This window comes from Actinoplanes sp. NPDC048791, from assembly GCF_040650095.1.
Lineage (GTDB): Bacteria > Actinomycetota > Actinomycetes > Mycobacteriales > Micromonosporaceae > Actinoplanes.
Genome location: NZ_JBEZGQ010001673.1, coordinates 799 through 1,174, shown reverse-complemented (window position 1 = coordinate 1,174; position 376 = coordinate 799). Strand labels below are relative to the sequence as shown.

Below are 376 nucleotides of genomic sequence, written 5' to 3'. Positions count from 1 at the left end.
GCTGCGTGCAGGGCGCGTTCTTCCCGGACGTGAACGCGGCGACGATCCGGGTGCTGGCGGCCGAGGGATGCGACGTGGTCGTGCCGCCGGGGCAGGGCTGCTGCGGGGCGTTGAGCGGGCACAACGGGCGCGACGAGGAGGCGCGGGGCTTCGCCCGCCGGCTCATCGACCGTTTCGAGCGGGCCGGCGTCGAGCGGGTGGTGGTGAACGCGGCCGGCTGCGGCTCGTCGATGAAGGAGTACGCCGACCTGCTGCGCGACGACCCCCGGTACGCCGACCGGGCGGCGGCGTTCGCGGCGAAGGTCCGGGACCTGTCGGAGATGCTGGTCGAGCTGGGCCCGGTGGCCCGCCGGCACCCGTTGCCCGTGACCGTGGC

The 376-nt window shown here is 75.5% G+C and carries 1 protein-coding gene; it reads left to right on the top strand.

The features are described 5' to 3' along the window. A partial coding sequence (locus tag AB0C29_RS49520; protein ID WP_360835486.1) for a heterodisulfide reductase-related iron-sulfur binding cluster occupies window positions 1-376 on the top strand: 376 nt, incomplete at both ends.